At 75.3% G+C, this 16,753-nt stretch carries 12 protein-coding genes and 1 pseudogene; 4 read left to right on the plus strand and 9 right to left on the minus strand.

Annotated elements, in window-relative coordinates:
* The 3 genes from ACIRBX_RS01760 to ACIRBX_RS01770 form a co-directional block, all read right to left on the minus strand.
* The coding region (locus tag ACIRBX_RS01760) for an agmatine/peptidylarginine deiminase (RefSeq protein ID WP_402293116.1) at window positions 1-1,126 on the minus strand (1,126 nt) is incomplete at its 3' end.
* A 61-nt stretch (window positions 1,127-1,187) separates the two neighbouring features.
* A complete protein-coding gene (locus tag ACIRBX_RS01765; RefSeq protein ID WP_402293117.1) occupies window positions 1,188-2,264 on the minus strand; it encodes an agmatine/peptidylarginine deiminase in 1,077 nt (358 codons plus the stop codon).
* A 156-nt stretch (window positions 2,265-2,420) separates the two neighbouring features.
* Window positions 2,421-2,975: a TetR/AcrR family transcriptional regulator gene (locus ACIRBX_RS01770; protein WP_402293879.1), complete on the minus strand. Its 555-nt coding sequence runs from the start codon at window positions 2,973-2,975 to the stop codon at window positions 2,421-2,423.
* Window positions 2,976-3,196: 221 nt separating this feature from the next.
* Between ACIRBX_RS01770 and ACIRBX_RS01775 the strand changes: the two genes are divergently transcribed.
* Window positions 3,197-4,822, plus strand: a complete 1,626-nt coding sequence (locus tag ACIRBX_RS01775; protein WP_402293118.1) for a serine/threonine-protein kinase — start codon at window positions 3,197-3,199, stop codon at window positions 4,820-4,822.
* 50 nt (window positions 4,823-4,872) lie between these two features.
* Window positions 4,873-6,435: an FKBP-type peptidyl-prolyl cis-trans isomerase gene (locus tag ACIRBX_RS01780; RefSeq protein WP_402293119.1), complete on the plus strand. Its 1,563-nt coding sequence runs from the start codon at window positions 4,873-4,875 to the stop codon at window positions 6,433-6,435.
* A 364-nt stretch (window positions 6,436-6,799) separates the two neighbouring features.
* Here the strand turns inward: ACIRBX_RS01780 and ACIRBX_RS01785 are convergent, their stop codons facing one another.
* The 3 genes from ACIRBX_RS01785 to ACIRBX_RS01795 form a co-directional block, all read right to left on the minus strand.
* Complete coding sequence (locus ACIRBX_RS01785; RefSeq protein WP_402293120.1) at window positions 6,800-7,393, minus strand: NADPH-dependent F420 reductase; 594 nt, start codon at window positions 7,391-7,393, stop codon at window positions 6,800-6,802.
* A 336-nt stretch (window positions 7,394-7,729) separates the two neighbouring features.
* The gene (locus ACIRBX_RS01790; RefSeq protein WP_402293121.1) at window positions 7,730-9,019 is read right to left on the minus strand and encodes an NAD(P)/FAD-dependent oxidoreductase; all 1,290 of its coding nucleotides are present in this window, start codon (window positions 9,017-9,019) and stop codon (window positions 7,730-7,732) included.
* A gap of 157 nt (window positions 9,020-9,176) precedes the next feature.
* Window positions 9,177-9,914 carry a class I SAM-dependent methyltransferase gene (locus tag ACIRBX_RS01795; RefSeq protein ID WP_402293122.1) on the minus strand — a complete coding sequence of 246 codons (738 nt, stop codon included), beginning with the start codon at window positions 9,912-9,914 and terminating at the stop codon, window positions 9,177-9,179.
* Between the two features lie 196 nt (window positions 9,915-10,110).
* Here ACIRBX_RS01795 and ACIRBX_RS01800 point away from each other — a divergent pair, with 196 nt between their 5' ends.
* On the plus strand, window positions 10,111-11,391 hold the full coding sequence (locus tag ACIRBX_RS01800) for an MFS transporter (protein WP_402293123.1): 1,281 nt from the start codon (window positions 10,111-10,113) through the stop codon (window positions 11,389-11,391).
* 43 nt (window positions 11,392-11,434) lie between these two features.
* Here the strand turns inward: ACIRBX_RS01800 and ACIRBX_RS01805 are convergent.
* Window positions 11,435-11,647, minus strand: a pseudogene (locus tag ACIRBX_RS01805) (DUF4267 domain-containing protein); the annotation flags it as partial.
* Between the two features lie 192 nt (window positions 11,648-11,839).
* Window positions 11,840-12,523 (minus strand): hemerythrin domain-containing protein, encoded by a 684-nt coding sequence (locus tag ACIRBX_RS01810; protein WP_402293124.1) that lies wholly within the window; start codon window positions 12,521-12,523, stop codon window positions 11,840-11,842.
* A 125-nt stretch (window positions 12,524-12,648) separates the two neighbouring features.
* On the opposite strand from ACIRBX_RS01810, the gene ACIRBX_RS01815 reads away from it, so the two are divergent.
* The gene (locus ACIRBX_RS01815) at window positions 12,649-16,152 is read left to right on the plus strand and encodes a BTAD domain-containing putative transcriptional regulator (RefSeq protein ID WP_402293125.1); all 3,504 of its coding nucleotides are present in this window, start codon (window positions 12,649-12,651) and stop codon (window positions 16,150-16,152) included.
* Between the two features lie 15 nt (window positions 16,153-16,167).
* On the opposite strand, the gene ACIRBX_RS01820 is transcribed toward ACIRBX_RS01815, so the two are convergent.
* A complete protein-coding gene (locus ACIRBX_RS01820; RefSeq protein ID WP_402293126.1) occupies window positions 16,168-16,632 on the minus strand; it encodes a hypothetical protein in 465 nt (154 codons plus the stop codon).
* Window positions 16,633-16,753: the final 121 nt, after the last annotated feature.

Raw genomic sequence — 16,753 nt, forward strand, 5'->3', positions numbered from 1 at the left:
CCACCTGCACCACCTCCCGGCCGGGAAGCTGCTCGCCGATGATCCGCCGGGCCCGCTCGTCCGCCTCCGCGTCGCCGAACTTCGGTATGACGACCGCCTTGTTGGCGATGTAGAAGTTGATGTACGAGGAGACGAAGGCGTCACCCCGCCCGGTGATCCGGTCCGGATCGGGCTGCGGCAGCTCGACCACCTTGAGCGGCCGGCCGAGCGCGTCGGTGGCGGTCTTCAGCACCTCACGGGCCTGAGCCGCCGAACGGGACCAGACGTCGCCCGGCGCCCCGGGGAACGGCTGGTCCAGCAGTACCACCCCCGGGGCGACGAACCGCACCAGGCAGTCCACGTGCGCGTCGGTGATGTCCTCGCCCTTCACCCCGGCGAACCAGATCACCTTGCTCACCCCGAGCGCCTGCTTGAGCTCGGCCTCCACCTGGTCGCGGCTCCTGCCCTTGTTGCGGTTGTCGTTGACCACCGAGCTCTCGGTCACCATCAGGGTGCCCTGGCCGTCGGACTCGAAGGAGCCGCCCTCGCCGACCAGGGGCGTGCGGATCCGCTCGATGCCGTACTTGCCGAGCACCGCGGCGGCCAGCGCGGAGTCGTTGCCGTGCTCCTTCTGCTTGTTGCCCCAGCCGTTGAAGTTGAAGTCCACGCCCTTGACGTGGCCGCCCTCCTCGACGAACACCGGCACGGTGTCCCGGGCCCACAGGTCGTCCACCGCCAGCGGGACCACCTCGACCTCGTCGCCGCAGGCCTTCCGGGCCGCGTCGACCTGGCCCGGCCGGGCGAACAGCACCACGTGCTCGTAGCCGGCGATCGCCTTCGCCAGCCTGGCGATGTCCGCCCGTACGCCCGGGAGTTGGTCGTCCCAGATGCCGGTGGAGGCCGGCCAGGACATGAAGGTCCGGGCGTGGCTCTCCCACTCCGCCCCGAACCGGCGGCCCTCCTGCTTCGCCGGCGGGTTCGGCTGGGACGGCGGTCGCTCGGTGCCGGCCGGCGGCTGCGGCTGCGGCGTCTCCTCCTCGTCGAGCACGCCGCAGGAGACGGCGCCGAAGCCGAGCAGCCCGGCACCGGCGGCGAAGCGCAGCACGGTACGGCGGGTCGGCGAGGAGGGGTTGGTGCGATCTGACACGGAATCACTCCGGCTCTGCTGTGGGGGGGGGTGGTCGCTCGCCAGATGGCGGCGGGCAGGACTACGGCAGCGGCTCCTGCATGGTCGAGCAGTGGATGCCGCCGCCACCGGCCATCAGGCGGTCCACGTCCAGTTGGACCACCTCGCGGCCGGGGAACGCCTCGGCGAGGGTCCGCCGGGCGGCCTCGTCCTTGGCCGGGTCGCCGAACTGGGCCGTGATCAGGCCCCCGTTGACGACGTGGAAGTTGAGGTAGGAGTCGACGAACTTCGCGTCCCGGGAACGGACCTCGTCCGGTCCGTCGATCCGGATCACCCGGAGCCGGCGCCCCCGGGCGTCGGTGGCCCGGGAGAGGATGTCGAACTGCTCGCGGGCGTCCCGGGCCCAGACGTCGTGCCGGTCCGCCGGGGGCAGCTGCACCATGACCACGCCGGGCGCGACGAACCGGGAGGTGACGTCGATGTGGTCGTCGGTGATGTCCCGGCCCTTGATGCCGGGCACCCAGATCATCTTCTCGGCGCCGTAGACGTCGAGCACGGCCTCCTCGACCTCGCTCCGGCTCCAGCCCCGGTTGCGGTTCTTGTTCACCAGGCTGCTCTCGGTGGCCATCACGGTGCCGTCCCCGTCGGTCTCCACCGAGCCGCCCTCCCCGACGAACTCGGCGCAGGAGAACGGGAGTCGGAGGTGCCGGGCGATCCCGCGCGCCACCTCGGCGTCGTCCCGGTGGGTCTGCTTGCCGCCCCAGCCGTTGAAGTTGAGGCCGACGGCGTCCAGGCGCCCGTGCCCGTCCCGGCGGAAGACCGGCGCGGTGTCCCGCATCCACAGGTCGTCGGTCGGGATCTCGGCGGTGACGGAGACGGACGGCCCGCAGAGCGAGCGCGCCTCCCGGACGCTGTACTCGTCCGGCGCGCACATCACCACCGGCTCGAAGCGGGCGACCGTCCGGGCGATCAGCGCGATGTCCTGTTGGACACCGGGCAGTTGACGCCCCCAGACCGAACGGCGGGACGGCCAGGACATCCAGGTCCGGGCGTGCGGGACGTCGTCCCGGTCCACCCACCACTGGGTCTGGGTCGCCCCGCGCGGCCCCTCGGGAGCGGCTCCGAAGAGGCGGCTGATGAAGGATCGGCTGTCACTCATGGGATCTCCATCTCGAGAATTGCACGGAGCCACCGGCTTGTCGGCCCGGCCCCGCCCCCTCACTGTCGCACTGACTGAATTTTCAGTCAAGAAAGCACCGATGGAGAAGGCCCCGGGCGCGTCGCCGCCCGGGGCCTTCGGTCCGTCACCCGCCGATCAGTGGTGCAGGCGCTCCAGCTCGCTGTCGATCGCGCCGCTCATCAGCTCCCGGGCGTGGTCCAGCGGCAGGCTGCCGCTCAGCCACCGCACGCTCAGCCCCTCGACCATGGCCGTCAGCCGCTCCGCCGAGCCGGCCAGCACGGCCGCCCCGTTCATCGGCCGCACCCGGCCGACCAGCTCGGCCACCTCCTGCACCCAGCCGAGGGTGGCCCGGGCCAGGTCCTCCCGCAGGTCCGGGTCGAACACCGCGCTGGCCCGCAGCTCGCCCCAGGCCGTGCTGTTCTCCCGCACCTCGGGGGTGTCCTGGAACTCCAGCAGCAGGGTCTGCTCCAGCTCGCCACGCGGCGTCAGCGGCGGGCCGTCGGCCAGGCGTTCGGTGGTGTACCGGCCGGCCCGGTCATTGATGAACTCCAGCGTCGCGCGGAGGATCCCCGCCCGATCCTTGAAGTGGTAGTAGATGAGCGCGGTGGACACGCTCGCCTCGGCGGCGAGCTCCTCCACCCGCAGCCCGCGGACACCGCGCCGGGCGATCACCCGGGCCGCCGCTTCCATGATCGAGGTTCTACGGTCTGCCACAAGCGATCACCCTACCCGCCCCGCCTTCCGCCACCGCCGTCGGCTTCCCTCCGGCCCGCCCACCATCCTGGCTGACAATTCAGTCAGGGTATAGTCCTCGCCACCCGGCCGCGGCACCTGCCCTCACCCCCGCACACGGCCGGGCCCCGACCACCACCCACCCTTCGCACACCTGCACCGACCGGCTGGGAGCTCCCGTGACCGCTGACCTCTTCGGCAACAAGGCCCCCGGCGCGTTCGCCCCGCTCGCCCCCGAGGACCCCGCCGAGGTCGGCGGCTACCGGCTCCGGGCCCGGCTCGGTGCGGGCGGCATGGGCCGGGTCTACCTCGCCTACACCCCGGGCGGGCGGCCGGTCGCCCTCAAGGTGGTCCGCCCCGAACTGGCCGGTGACCCGCAGTTCCGCCACCGCTTCGCCCAGGAGGTGGCCAGCGCCCGCCGGATCCACGGCCTCTTCACCGCCCAGGTGGTCGACGCCGGCCCCGAGGACGAGCTCCCCTGGCTGGCCACCGCCTACGTCCCCGGCCCCTCGCTCCACCAGGTGGTGCACCGGCACGGACCGCTCCCCGAGCGGACCTGCCTGCTGCTGCTGGCCGGGATCGCCGAGGCCCTCCAGGCCGTCCACGCGGCCGGGGTGGTGCACCGCGACCTCAAGCCGGGTAACGTCCTGCTGGCCGCCGACGGCCCGCGCGTCATCGACTTCGGCATCGCCCGGGCCGCCGACGCCCTCCCCCTCACCAGCACCGGCCTGCGTATCGGCTCGCCCGGCTTCATGGCCCCCGAGCAGGCGCTCGGCCGCACCGCCACCGAGGCCACCGACGTCTTCGCCCTCGGCGCGCTGATCGCCTTCGTCGGCTCCGGCACCCTCCCGTTCGGCTTCGGTCCGGAGGCCGGCTCGCTCTACCGCGCCGTCCACGAGAAGCCCGACCTCGACCGCCTCCCGCCCGCCCTCCTCGAACCGGCCCGCCGCTGCCTCGCCAAGGACCCGGCCGACCGGCCGACCACCGCGCAGCTGATCGAGCACGTCCGCAGCCACCCGGCCATCGGGGGTGAACTCCGTTTCTCCGAAGGCTGGTTGCCCGATCCGGTGAGCGCGGCACTGCCCGGCCACAGCGACCTCCCGCCGACGCCCACCCCCTCCGAACCCCCGTCCACCCCCTCCGCGCTCGGCACCGTGCTCCTCCCGTCTCCGGCCGCCGAGCCCTCCGCACCCGCCGCCCCGTCCGCCGCCGCTCCGGTCCGGCAGGGGCGGCGGCGGACGGGGTGGTGGGTGACGGCGGTGGCCGGAGCCCTGCTGCTCGGGGCGGTCGGCGGCTTCCTGCTGCTGGACCCGTACGATCTCGACGACTCCGGGACCGTACTCCCCCTCCCCTCCGCGACCTCCTCGCCCACCACCTCGCCGTCACCGACGCCCACGACGTCCCCGGTGCCCTCCCCACCCGTCGCTCCCGGCTACGCGGCGGTCCGCACCGATCTGGTCCTCACCGCCCCCGACTCCTCCCACGAGTTCGACCTCCGCGCCGGGAAGGTCACCCCGCAGGACGTCTCCACCTGGTACCTCGGCCGCCACGCCGACGACCTCACGATCCCCGAGGGGGCGGGCGCTTACCTCTCCCCCACGGCCTCCCTCACCCTGGCCGACTGCATCGCCGGCCTGGACGCACGCCCGGTCTCCGCCGTCCCGCTCGGCGAGGTCCGCGACGGCCGCCCCTTCTGCCTCCGCTCCCGCGACGACCAGGACCTCGCCGTGGTCCGGGTCACCGAGGCGGCCCCCGACGACGGCCCGCTGACCGTCACCGTCTCGACCTACCGCCGCACCACCTGACGCCCCCTCAGCGGTACGCTCGCTCCCGCACGACGGGAGGGGAGCTGGTGATGCGAGCGCTGACGAGCGGCGATCCCGCGCGGATCGGTGGGTACGAGCTGCTGGGCCGGCTCGGGAGCGGCGGGATGGGCACGGTCTACCTGGGCCGGTCCGCCACCCGGAGCGTCGCGGCGGTCAAGGCGGCCCACGCCCAGTACGCCCAGGACCCCGAGTTCCGGCGGCGCTTCGCCCGGGAGGTCGAGGCGGCCCGGCGGGTGAGCGGCCGGTTCACGGCCGCCGTCCTGGACGCCGACCCCGACGCCGCGCAGCCCTGGCTGGCGACGGAGTACGTCGCGGGCCCGTCGGTCACCGAGGCGGTGGCCGAGGGCGGGCCGCTGCCGGAGCCCTCGCTCCGGGCGCTCGCCGCCGGGATGGTGGCCGCCCTGGAGGCGATCCACGCCGCCGGTCTGACCCACCGTGACCTGAAGCCCTCCAACGTCCTGCTGGCCGTGGACGGCCCCCGCGTCATCGACTTCGGGATCGCCCGGGCCGGGGACCACACCCGGATCACCGCCACCGGCACGTCCCCGGGGACCCCCGGCTACATGCCCCCCGAGCAGGTGCGCGGCGACGAGGTCGGCCCGCCCGCCGACGTCTACGCCCTCGGCGCCACCCTGGTGTACGCCGCCACCGGCCACGGTCCGCACGGACACGGCGACCCGCTCGCCCTGGTCTACCGGACCATCGAGGACGAGCCCCGGCTCGACGGCGTGCCGGACGCCCTGCGGCCGGTCCTCGCGCGCTGCCTGGCCAAGGAGGCCGACGACCGGCCCGGCCTCGACGAGCTGCGCGCCCTCTTCAGCGTCAGTGGCACCCTGGGCAGCGGCGGCGGCCCGTGGCTCCCGGAGCGGCACACCACCCTGATCCTCCGCCGGCGGGACGGCTCGACCGTCCCGCCGGTCCAGCCGCGCCGTCGGACGGTCCTGTTCGGCGGTGCGGGCGCGCTGCTGGCCGTGGGCGGCGGGACGGCGGCCTTCCTGCTCCGGCCTGACGACCCGTCGGGCCCCAGGGCAGCCGGCGCGTCCGGCTCGCCCCGTACGGACGGCGGTCCCTCACCGAGCGGCACCCCGTCGCCGGGCACGTCCCGGTCTCCCTCCCCTTCCCCCTCCCGTTCGCCCGACGCTCCGTCAGCCGCCGCCGAACCGGTCTCGGACGGTGCGCTCCCCGCTCTCCCCGCGCTCACCTCGGGCCAGGGCTTCGGGGAGCGGCCGACCCTGGCCACCGGCACCGGACCGGCACCGACCGCCCTGGCCGTCCGGACCCTGGTCCAGGGCACCGGCACCGCCGTCGCCAAGGGCGACCGTGCCACCTGCCACTACCTGCTCCAGACCTGGGACCGCACCGAGGTGCTGGACAGCTCCTTCGCCCGGGGCGAGCCGTTCACCGCCGAGATCGGCACCGGCCAGCTCATCGCCGGCTGGGACCAGGCCCTGATCGGCAAGCGGGCCGGCAGCCGCCTGGAGTTCGCCGTGCCGCCCGCCCTGGGCTACGGCTCGACCGGCCAGGGCAAGATCAGGGGGACCGACACCCTGGTCTTCGTGGTCGACGTCATCGCGGTGGCCAAGGCGTCCTGAGGTACCTCCCCCGTCCGCTACCCACCCCTCGGGGCACGCGAGCACTGGGGGTTCCGGCAGGGGCCGGGGCGCCAGACGTAGCGGCGCACGCCGTCGAAGTCGGGGGCCGTGTCCACGTACTCGGCCTCGACCCCGGCACGGCACTGCGGGCACTGCAGACCCCGGGGCCGGACGGCCGAAAAGATGATCTCTGCCATGGGGACGCCCTCGCTCCCGGTGGCGCGCACCGGCTCGTGCCGCCCTGGTACCCAGTGAAAGCGCCCCGCAGCACCTCCGCGCGCTGGAGTGCACTCCCGGTGGTACGCGGCGCCGCCCACGCTGGGCCGAGGACCGTCACGCCCCTACGGCGGGCTGCCCTGCCGCACTACTGCGGATCGGCGGCCCGGAGCAGGGCGAGACCGATCTCCGGCCCCAGGCCCTGGGCGTACGCGAGGTGGATGAGCACCTCGGCGAGCGGCTCCAGGTAGCGCGCGACGGCCAGCGGGCCGGCGTCCACCGGGTCCAGGCCGAGGCTCGCGCCGATGCCCGCCACCGTCCGGACCGCCTCGCGGTCGTCGCCGGCCAGCAGCAGGAGCAGCGGGCGGCCCTGGTAGGAGCCCGCCTGGGTGGCGGCTGCCAGCACCGTGTTGAAGCCCTTCACCACCCGGGCACCCGGCAGGGCCTCGGCGGTCAGTTCGCCGCCGGAGGTGGTGTGACCGACCGTCAGGGAGAGGAAGTCGGCACTGAGCGGGTTGGTGGCGTCCACCACGATCCGGCCGGCCAGCGCGGCCCGGACCTCGGGGGCCAGGGTCGCGGTGAACGGTACGGCCAGGAAGGTCACTTCGGCCTCGGCCGCCTGCCGGGCCGCGTCCGCGACGGGGGTGGCGGTGTTGGCCGTGGTGACGAGGTGGCCGGCCCCGGCCAGGCGGCGGGCCAGCACGGAGCCGGCGTTGCCGGTGCCGATGACGTTGATCCGCAAGACGGTCCCCTCCCGGACGGACACGGGGCGGCCGGGTCGGCGTCCCCGTGCCGGTCACCGTACCGACGGGCGGCAGCCTGGCGTCCCGCCGTCGGACGTACCGTCAGGTCGGGGACCCCACTCGGGCAGGTCGGACCGGTCCGGGCCACCGGGGCCGGGGAGACGGCTCGGGGCCTCACCCCGTCCGCACGGGGTGAGGGACCGAACCGCCGCCGGGTCAGGTGCTGGCCTGCACCCGGAGGCCGGGAAGGGCGGCGACCACGTCGTCGATGTCCGTGCGGTTCACCTGGTAGGGGAAGGGCGCGGCACACGGGTGCGCACTCGGCACGCTGCCGGTCAGCTCCGGACCGCGCCGCCCTGGGACGGGGCCGCGCGGCGGTGGCGCAGGTTCACCGCAGCCGCACGGGCCAGCACGGCCGGGGCGAGGAAGCGCGCCGGGCTGATCAGCCGGGACGCGAAGCGGTGCATGTGCCGGGCCAGCGCTGCGTCCCGGGCCGCCGCCGCGAAGACCAGCCGCTCCATCGGGTTGAACGGGCGGGCCTTGGCGTAGTCGGCGGCCAGCAGTTGGTGCGGGGAGAGCCGGCGGCGGTGCCGCCAGGCGTACGCGGCGAGCGGCCGGTCGAGCGGCCCGCCGGCCGCCAGCGCCGGACCGACCACCTCGGCCAGCCAGCGGGCGGACTCCAGCGCCCAGCCGCAGCCGACGCCCCAGAGCGGATCCGTGGTGAGCGCCGCGTCGCCGATCAGGGCCAGCCCGGGAGCGGTCGGGCGGCGGCTCTGGAGCGGGTAGTTGACGGTGCCGATGAACTTGGAGATCCGCTGCGCCCGGTCCACCGGCGGAGCCTCGGGCAGGGCCCGGACGAACTTCAGGAAGCTGCCCTCGACGTCCTCCCGGAAGGCTGCCAGGTGCTCCTGCTTCCGCACCAGCACCGCCAGCACGGTGACCCCGTCCTCGTTCGGGAAGGCGTAGGCCATGTCGGGCTCCAGGAACCAGACTTGGCCGCTGCCCCCGGCCAGCGGCAGGTCGCGGTACTGCGCGAGGTAGCCGAACCGCCCGTTCTCGTACTGGCGGGCGGCGATCCCGGCGTGCCTGGCCACAGCCGAGTCCTTGCCGTCGGCACCGACCACCAGCCGGGCCCGGAGCTCCCGCTCGCCGTCGGGGGTGGTCACCCGGACCCCCTGGGTGCGGCCGTCCTCCCGGATCAGGCCGCTCACCTGGTGGCCGAGCAGCAGGTCGACCCCGGGAGTCCCGGCGGCCCGGTCCCGGATCAGCGGATCGAGCTTGCTGCGCCGGATGTTGTAGCCGTACGGCAGCTCCGGTCCACCGGGTGCGGCCTTCGGTTCGATCCAGCCCCAACGGGTCCACCACCGTGCGTCGTTGTGCGGTGCCCCGGTCCGGTCCAGTGCCTCGGTGAGGCCGAGCTCAGCCAGCACCGGGTAGGCGTTGGCCGTCAGCGAGTGCGTGCAGAGCACCTTGTACGCGGCCGGGTCGGTGCGCCGCTCCAGCAGTGCGACCCGGACGCCCTGCCGGGCGAGCAGGATCGCGGCGGCGCAGCCGGCCAGGCTGGCCCCGCTGATGACGACGTCGTACTGCTGCTGCCCCTGCCCCACGTCCTCGGACCGTGTCATCCGCCGTCCGCCCCCTTCGGTACTGCCCCGGCACCGGCCGACTACCGGTGAGTACACATCAGCGCCCCCAGCTGACGATCTGTCAAGAGCGCTGACCGGCCATGGCACTCGGCGCCCACGGCCGTGCCGACCGCCGGCCGCCGTGGAGCCGGCCCGGTCACGCCCGCCGTGCCAGGACCAGGAACTCACCGTCCCCCGCACCCACCGGCTCACCGCCCCAACCTCCGTGCACCCGCTCGACGGTGAGGCCCGCTGCCGCGAGGTCGGCCCGCAGCTCCTCCTCCGGGCGGAACCGGAGGGTGGCGGTACTGAGCAGCTCGCCGTGGTCGGGGAAGACGTAGTGGTGGGTGAAGTCCACCAGTGCGCCCCGGACCGAGGTCACCTCCGTCCAGGCCGTCACGACCCGACCGTCCGGCAGTGCGGTGCGCCGGTGGGTCTCGGCCGGGTTCCAGCGCTCCCAGCGGCGGTCGGCCGGGTCCCGGCTGTCGAACAGCAGCCGGCCGCCCGGCACCAACGCCCGGCGCAGGTCGGCCAGGGTGCGCCGCCACTGGTCGTCCGCCACCAGGAACTGGGCCACGTGACTGGTCATCAGCGCCAGGTCGAAGGCCGTCCCGGGCAGGCCGGTGGATGTTCCGACCAGCCAATTCACCTTCGCCGCACCGGATCTGACCCGAGCTGCCGCGATCGAGGCGGCGGCCGGATCGACCCCGGTGACGGCGTGTCCGGCGGCGGCCAGACCGAGGGCCAGGCGACCGGTGCCGCAGCCCAGGTCCAGCACCCGGGCCCCGGGGGTCTCGGCCGCCACGGCGGCGAAGTAGTCGTCCTCCCTGGTCCACGGGCACTCCGCGTCGTATACGGGCACCAGCCGGGGGTCGCGGAACTCTCCTTGCAGCATGGGGCCGGATGCTAGACACCCGGCCCCCGCCGCTTCCACCGCATTCCCTGCCGCCCCGCCCGGCCCACCGCGCGCACCTGCCCCGCCCCGATGCCCTCCCGGCCTGCCCGGAAATCGATCTATTCATCAGGAACCCTTCCTGATAGGTTCTGCCGCGTCGGGCAGCAGTCACTCGGGAGGGGAGGGCCCAGATCCCATGGGCGACAGTCAGGAGGCCCGCCGGGCCAGAGCGCGGTTCAGCGTGGTCTTCGCCGTCCACGGGGCCGTGACCGGCACGTTCGTCACCCGGATCCCCTGGATCCAGCACCACCTCGGCCTGAACCCGGGTCAGCTCGGCATCGCCCTGCTGGCCCCCGCCGTCGGCGCGTTCCTCGCGATGCCGCTGGCCCCCCGGGTGGTGCACCGGCTCGGCCCGCACTCGGCGCTGCGGACGCTGATGGCCCTGTGGTGCCTGGCGCTGGCACTCCCCGCCCTCGCACCGAACCTGCCGGTGCTCTGGCTCGTGCTCTTCCTCTACGGCGCCGTCTCCGGGATGGCCTCCGTGCAGTTGAACGCCCAGGGCGTGGAGGTCGAGCAGGCGCTCGGCCGCTCGATCATGTCCGGGCTGCACGGTCTGTGGAGCGCGGGCGGACTGATCGCCTCGGGCTTCGGAGTTCTGGCAGCCGGGCAGCACCTCGACGCCAGGATCCACCTGGGCGTCACCGCCCTGGTCCTCACCGCGCTCGCCCTGCTGACCTGCCGCAGACTTCCCGATCTCCGCACCGACACCGACCGGTCGAGCGCCCGGAGTGCGCAGGACACCCCCTCGCGGTTCGCCCTTCCGCCGCGATCGGCGCTCGCCATCGGGCTGGTCGGCTTCTGCTCGGTCTTCGCCGAGGGTGCCAGCATGGACTGGGCCGGGGTCTACCTCCGGGACGTCACCGGGGCCTCGCCCGCTGTCGCGGCCGGAAGCTTCACCGCCTTCGCCGCCACCATGACCGCCGCCCGGCTCGGCGGCGACCTCGCCGTCCGCCGCCTCGGTCCGGTCCGCACCGTCCGGCTCGGCGGGGGCGTCGCCACCCTGGGCGGCCTGCTGGTCGTCTGCGCCGACGCGCCCCGGCTGGCCGTCCCCGGCTTCGCCCTGATCGGCATCGGCGTCGCCACCGTGGTACCGCTCGCGTTCGCCGCCGCCGGCCGCACCACCGAACCGAGCCGGGCCATCGCCGGGGTGGCCACCATCACCTACACCGCCGGTCTGAGCGCACCCGCCACCATCGGACTGATCGCCCAGGCCGCCTCGCTGCGGGCCTCCTTCGCCCTGGTCACCGCGCTCACCGCCGGACTGATCGTCACCGCCGGCGTGCTCAGGCCGAGGCCCGCCCCGCTCCGGACCGGCCTGCCCGCACCGGACGGTCCGACCGCGCCGGACGGTCCGAGCGCACCGACCGGTCCGACCGCCCGGCGGCAGGACGCTCGCGGATCAGCAGAACGCCGGTGACCAGCACGGCGAGGGCGGTGAGGCCGTGCACGCTCAGGGCGGTGACGGTGGAGCCGTGCCGGGTGAGGACCACCAGCATGTCGCCGAAGGGGATGGCGGAGGTGGCCAGGAACGCCCAGCCCAGGGCCCGGCGCTGACCGGTGATCAGCAGCGCGACGGTCATCAGGCCGAAGCCGAGGTCGCGCACGCCCTTCACCGCCAGGAAGCCGGTGCCCTGGTCGGTGGGCCAGTCGGGCAGGCCGAATCCGGCGGCCATCGCCTGCGGGGCGAGCAGGTAGCCGAGGCCGATGTAGAGGATGAAGGCGGCGCCGAGGGCGGCGAGGGCAGTGACGAGGTGCTTCTTCACGGTGGGTTCTCCTTCTGGAGCGGTCGGGCCGAGGGTGTCTCGGGCCCGGCGGTTCGGGCGGGGCAGGCGGTTCGGGTGAGGCAGGCGTTCGGGACCGGCGGCTCAGGCGACGGCGGCTCGGCCCCGGATGCGGCGGACCGCCCGGGAGTAGGACGCGCGGCCCAGGGTGTGCCACAACAGGCGCGCGGCGAGCGGGAGTCCGGCGAGCAGGGCGGCCCGTTCGGCGGCGTCGGCCTCCTCCAGCGCCATGCCCAGGAAGAACAGCAGCTTCGGCTTGGGCGTGGCGGCCTCGAAGTGCTCGCCCATCGCGTCCCACTCGGCGGCCGTCAGGTGGCGTGCGGCCAGCGGCAGCAGTTCCCGCTCCTCCGCGTCGAGGTGCTCCACCAGAACGGCCAGGTGCTCCGTCAGCACCGCCACCAGCCGGTCCCGCTCCGCCTCGCCGGCCGTGGACACCCAGGAGGGCAGCACCAGTTCGGCCGCCGCCAGGGTGGCGGCCACCCGCTCGTGCTGGGCCTCCATCCGCAGCACCACCTCCGCCTCCAGGTCCACCCGGGTGAGCAGCACCGGCCAGAGCAACTCGTCCTCGCCGTGGTGGTGGTTGTGCAGACCGAGCCGGTAGTCGCGGAAGTGGGCGGCCAGGACGGCGGCCCGGGTGGTGTCGCCGGGGGCGACGGCCGCGATCAGCTCGGCCAGCAGGCGGGCTTCGCGGCGCAGGCCGCGGTGGATCACCACCATGCCGTGGGTGTAGGGGCGGTCGTCCTGGTGGGTCTCGGTGTCGGTGTTCATGGGGACGAGACTGGCGGGGGCTCCCTGGAAGCCGCTTGGAGCCCGTTCGGAAACGACTTGGAGCCCGCCCTGCCCGGCACCTGACGGTCCGTGAGCCGGGGCCGCCGCCTATGATGGCGCGCGACATGGTGCGGATATCGGTGCTCGGCTCGCTGGCCGCCGAGCGGGACGGCGAGGCGCTGCCGCTCGGTGGGCGTCGGCAGCGCTCGGTGCTGGCGCTGCTGGTGATCGCCCGGGGCCGGGTGGTCTCGGTGGACCGGATGGTCGAGGAGCTCTGGCAGTCCGCCGCCCCGGCCCAGGCGGTCACCTCGCTCCAGTCGTACGTCTCCAACCTCCGCCGGCTGCTGGAGCCCGGACGGGCCCCGCGCACCCCGGCCCGCCTGCTGGTCAGTGCCGCCCCCGGCTACGCCCTGCGGCTGGACGGCGCGGCGGTGGACTCCTGGCGGTTCGAGCACCTGGTGGCGGAGGCCGCCACCGCTCCCCCGGCCGACGCCCGCCACCTGCTCGCCGAGGCGCTCGGGCTCTGGCAGGGCCCGGCCCACGCCGAGTTCGCCGACGAGCCGTGGGCCCGGGACGAGGTGGCCCGCCTCGACGAACTCCGCTTGCAAGCACGGGAGTCGGAGGCGCTCGTCCGGCTCAGGACGGCGGACGCCGCCGGTGCCGCCGTGGCAGCCGAGCTGCTCACCCGGGACGCCCCGCTCCGCGAGGAGGGCTGGCGGTTGCACGCGCTGGCGCTCTGGGCAGCGGGCCGGCAGGCGGACGCCCTCGCGGCACTGCGGCGGGCCCGCCGGGTGCTGGCGGAGGAGGTCGGGCTCGACCCGGGCCCGGCGCTCACCACCCTGGAGTCGGCCGTCCTGGCGGGCCGCACCGAGCTGCTCCCCGGGCTGATCCACGGCCGCCTCCCGCTCCGGGAGCCCGCCCCGGACGGCACACCGCCCTCCGGAGCCGCCACCGCAGGCCACCCGGCGCCGGACGGCACGCCGCAACCGGCCACCCCACCCGCACCCTCCGAACTCCCCTCCAGGACAACCGCCTTCACCGGAACCGCCACCGCACGCCACCCAGCGCCGGACGGCACGCCGCAACCGGCCGCCCCACCACACCTGCCCACCCCACCCACACCCCCCGAACTCCCCTCCGGGACAACCGCCTTCACCGGACCCACCGGGCCCGCCCCCTTCGTCGGCCGTGCCACCGAACTGGCGCAGCTCACCGAAGCCGCCACCCAGGTGACCACCGGCCGTGGGCCGGCGTTCGCGCTGGTCACCGGGGAGGCCGGCCTCGGGAAGTCCGCACTGCTCGGCCGGCTCGCCGAACGGCTGGCCGCCGACGGGTGGTCGGTGGTCACCGGTCGGGCCGAGGACTCCGCCGGGACGCCCCCCGCCTGGCCGTGGGTCCAGGCGCTCCGGGAGCTGGCCCGGACGACCCCGCCCTCCCCCGGCGAGGCCGGGGTCCTCGCACCGCTGCTCGTCGACGACCCCAACGCCCCGGATGCCTCCGCCCTCCCGGCCGGCTCCGATGACGGCGCCGCCGCCCGCTTCCGGCTGCACCGCACGGTGCGGCGCTGGCTGGCCGGGGCGGCGAGCGCCGACCGGCCGGTGGCCGTGCTGCTGGACGACCTGCACTGGGCGGACGCCGAGAGCACCGCCCTGCTCGGCGCGGCGGCCGACCTCCTGCCCGGGGCACACCTGCTGGTGGTCGGGGCGTACCGCGCCGAGGAGGCTCCGCCCGGCCTCGCCGAGGCGCTGGCCCGCCTCGCCCGCCGCGAACCGCTGCGGCTTCCGCTGACCGGGCTCACCCCGTCCGCCGTCGCCGAGCTGCTGCGCTCCCTGGCCGAAGGCGAAGGTCCCGCCCTCGGCCCGGACGCCGTGGCCACCCTGACCGAGCGGACCGGCGGGAACCCGTTCCACCTGCGGGAGAGCGCCCGCCTGCTGGCCGCCACCGGGGTCACGGCGGCGCTGTCCGAAGTGCCGGACGGCGTACGGGACGTGATGCGCCGTCGGTTCGCCCGGCTCCCGGAGCCGGCCGTGGCGGTGCTGCGGCTGGCCGCGCTGATGGGGACCGAGTCCGAGGTCGAGCTGCTGGCGGAGGCCGCGGAGGGCGACGAGGACGGCGTGCTCGCCGCTCTGGAGGCCGGGGTGCTGGCCGGGCTACTGGAGGAGCCGACGCCGGGACGGGTGCGTTTCGTGCACGCGCTGGTCCGGGAGACCCTGCTGGCCGATCTGACCGGCCTGCGGGCCCGCCGGATGCACGGCCGGATCGCCGCCGGCCTGAAGCGGCTCGGCTCCACCGACGTCACCGCGCTGGCCCACCACTTCGCCGCCGCTTCCTCCGCCGCCACCGCACCTCAGGCCGTCCACTACGGCCTGCTGGCAGCCGAGTTGGCCGGCCGGCGGTATGCCCATGACACCGCTGCCACCCTGCTGGTCACCACCCTGGCCGCCGCCGAGCGGATCCCGGACGCCTCCCCCGCCGACCGGATCGAGCTGCTCGGCCGCCTGCTCCGCGCCCAGGTCAGGGCCGGTGCCGTGAGCGAGGCCCGGGCCACCCGCCGGCAGGCCGTGGACACGGCGCTCGGCGATCCCGCCCTGCTCACCACCGCTCTCACCGCCTGGACGGTCCCGACCCCCTGGCAGATCCGGCCCTACGGGGAGCTCGACCACCCTCTGATCGCGCTGCTGGAGCGGCAGTTGACCCGACCGGAGCTGACCGGGCCGGAGCGCTGCGAGCTCCTGCTCGCCCTCTGCGCCGAACTCTCCGACCTCCGGCACCGGCGCGCCCGCTCGGCCGCCGAGCAGGCCCTCGCCCTCAGCACCCCCGACCCGGCCCGGCACTGCCGGGCGCTGGCCGCCCTGCTCCGCGAGCTCGACGCGGATCGCGAGCGCGAGGTACTGACCGCCCGGGCCGCCGAGCTGGCGAGCCTGGCCACCGCCCACGACCTGCCGGGCCTGCGCTGGTTCGGACTGTTCTCCGGCGCCTCGGCCCAGCTCTCGGCCGCCGCCGCCGATCCGCTGCTGGACGAGGCGATGACGGTGGCCGAGGCGTACCGGCTGCCGCAGGCCCTGATGGTGGGGCGGACCGCGCTCGCCGTCCGGGCGGTGCTGGCGGAGCGCTACGAGGAGGCCGAGCGGCTCTACGCGGAGGCCGCTGCCGGGATGGCCGCCCAGGGCTCCCCGCACGCCGAGGGCTTCCACCTGATCGCCCTGGCGACCATCCGCACCCGGCAGCAGCGGCTTCCCGAACTCCTGCCGCAGCTGCGCCTGTTGGCCGCCCACTTCGCACCCGCCGCCGACCTGCTGACCGCCGCCCTCTGCGCGGCCGGGCAGACCACCGAGGCCCGCGCCCTGCTCGACCGGGCCGGCCCGGTCCCGACCGACTTCTTCCACACCCTCTACGCCACCTACCGCGCCACCACCGCCCTGGCGCTCGGCGACCGCCCGCACGCCGAAGCCGTCTACGCCGCCCTGCTCCCCTCGGCCGCCGCCCCACCCCCGACCGCCGGGTACACCGTCGCCCTCCGCCCCGTCGCCGCCACGCTGGCCGATCTCGCCGACTTCCTCGGCAACGCCGGAGCGGCTGCCGCCCACCGCGCGGCAGCCGCCGAGATCACCGCCCGCTGGCGCCCCTAACCGGGTCGGCCCGGATCACCACGGCACCTTGGTCCACCCCGTCAACTCCCCGCAGCCCGAAGCCGTCAGCGCCTCCACGGGGTCGCCTGCGGTCCCCGGGAGGACGAGCCGGTAGCAGAGCTGCTCGTAGGATTCACCGATCGGATCGGGATGCCCTTCGACATGGGCCATCGCCGTGAAGGTCAGCGCCTCCTGGTCGCCCTGCTGCCAGCGGTTCGTGGAAGAAACCTGCGTCTTGAGCCGGTACTTCTCCCGGATGCCCGCTTGGATCTCCCTGACCTCCTGCGCGGTGATGCTCCGGGGAGAGGCCCGCCGCACCACCTCCGCGGCGAACTCCCGGGCCACCGTCTCGGCCGACCTCCGTGCCGCCTGCCGGTCCCGGTCCTCCTGCCGCTGACCGGTCCACAGGATGGCCACGATGACGACCACGAGCATCCCGAGCACGACCGCGACTCCGGTCAGGCAACCACGGACCTTCACTTCTGCTCCTCCCCCGGGCGGGGGGGGGGGGGGGGGCCCCCCCCCCCCCCCCCCCGGGCCCCCCCCCCGCCCCGCGGGGGGGGGGGGGGGGGGGGGGGGGGGGGGGGCGGCGGCGGGGGGG

The sequence above is a fragment of the Kitasatospora sp. NPDC096147 genome, assembly GCF_044763225.1.
Taxonomy (GTDB): Bacteria; Actinomycetota; Actinomycetes; order Streptomycetales; family Streptomycetaceae; genus Kitasatospora.

What these genes read in the sequence shown, in the direction of transcription:
- ACIRBX_RS01765 (WP_402293117.1), bottom strand. Translation starts at nt 2,264, where the DNA reads ATGAGTGACAGCCGATCCTTCATCAGCCGCCTCTTCGGAGCCGCTCCC.
- ACIRBX_RS01795 (WP_402293122.1), bottom strand. Translation starts at nt 9,914, where the DNA reads ATGCTGCAAGGAGAGTTCCGCGACCCCCGGCTGGTGCCCGTATACGAC.
- ACIRBX_RS01800 (WP_402293123.1), top strand. Translation starts at nt 10,111, where the DNA reads ATGGGCGACAGTCAGGAGGCCCGCCGGGCCAGAGCGCGGTTCAGCGTG.
- ACIRBX_RS01790 (WP_402293121.1), bottom strand. Translation starts at nt 9,019, where the DNA reads ATGACACGGTCCGAGGACGTGGGGCAGGGGCAGCAGCAGTACGACGTC.
- ACIRBX_RS01810 (WP_402293124.1), bottom strand. Translation starts at nt 12,523, where the DNA reads ATGAACACCGACACCGAGACCCACCAGGACGACCGCCCCTACACCCAC.
- ACIRBX_RS01770 (WP_402293879.1), bottom strand. Translation starts at nt 2,975, where the DNA reads ATGGAAGCGGCGGCCCGGGTGATCGCCCGGCGCGGTGTCCGCGGGCTG.
- ACIRBX_RS01815 (WP_402293125.1), top strand. Translation starts at nt 12,649, where the DNA reads ATGGTGCGGATATCGGTGCTCGGCTCGCTGGCCGCCGAGCGGGACGGC.
- ACIRBX_RS01780 (WP_402293119.1), top strand. Translation starts at nt 4,873, where the DNA reads ATGCGAGCGCTGACGAGCGGCGATCCCGCGCGGATCGGTGGGTACGAG.